This is a genomic window from Pantoea sp. 18069 (genome assembly GCF_902706035.1).
Classification (GTDB): Bacteria; Pseudomonadota; Gammaproteobacteria; order Burkholderiales; family Burkholderiaceae_C; genus Comamonas.
This window is the reverse complement of sequence record NZ_CACSJA010000097.1, coordinates 1-843: the sequence shown is the minus strand read 5'-3', so window position 1 is coordinate 843 and position 843 is coordinate 1. Positions and strand designations below refer to the sequence as shown.

Annotated in this window: 1 protein-coding gene; it reads right to left on the bottom strand. The window is 57.8% G+C overall.

Annotation, left to right across the window (positions count from 1 at the left end; all coding sequences use genetic code 11):
• Positions 1–9: 9 nt before the first annotated feature.
• Positions 10–802 (bottom strand): IS5 family transposase gene (locus tag GVL12_RS25720; RefSeq protein ID WP_200844096.1). Its coding sequence is split into 2 segments (ribosomal slippage): positions 10–544 and positions 543–802, totalling 795 coding nucleotides; the frame shifts between segments, so codons are not numbered across the junction.
• Positions 803–843 lie beyond the last annotated feature (41 nt).

Genomic DNA, 843 nt, shown 5'->3' with positions numbered 1-843 from the left:
AGAACGTGTTCAAAGTCTTTTGAGCAAGAGCGCCAGGAATGCCAGATGCAGGAACTGCAAGCTGGTATTGATCCGGCGCTCGCAGTTCTTCCACAATCGCCGATTCTTTTCCAGCCACGCAAAGCTGCGCTCAACAACCCAGCGCTTGGGCATCACCTTGAAGCTATGCAACTCACTGCGCTTTGCTATCTGTACAGTGACATGCTCGCCCAGAATCTCGCGCACGCCCTGCGCGAAAGGCTGACCCACATAGCCGTTGTCGCACAGCACACTTTGCACACGAGCGAGCCCAGACTTGCAACGACCAAGCGCCTGCAGTGCTCCCTTGCGATCCGTCACTTCAGCCGTAGTCACCGCCACTGCATGCGGCAATCCTTGGGTGTCCACTGCAATATGGCGCTTGATGCCAGACACCTTCTTGCCCGCGTCATAGCCCTTCAGGCCTGCCGTATCCGTGTTCTTCACGCTCTGCGCGTCCACGATCAAGAGCGTGCTGCAGGCGTTGCGCCCCAGTTTCTCGCGGGCCGCGCCAACCTGATTTTTTTAAAGCCTGCTCCAGCAGGCTGCCACCCTCGCGCGGCTCGCTCCAGATCGCAAAGTACGAGTGCACCGTGCGCCATTTGGGAAACTCCTCGGGCAGCATGCGCCATTGGCAGCCACTGCGCAGCAGGTACAGCACCGCGCAGAACACCTCGTACAGGTCCACTCGCCTGGGGCTGGTCTTCTTTCGCGCGCTTTCCAGCAGCGGCTTGATGATCTCGAATTGTTCACGACTGATGTCACTTGGATAGCTTTTTCTCACCCCCTGAGCTTCTCATACCTCAGAGACTTTGAACACGTTCT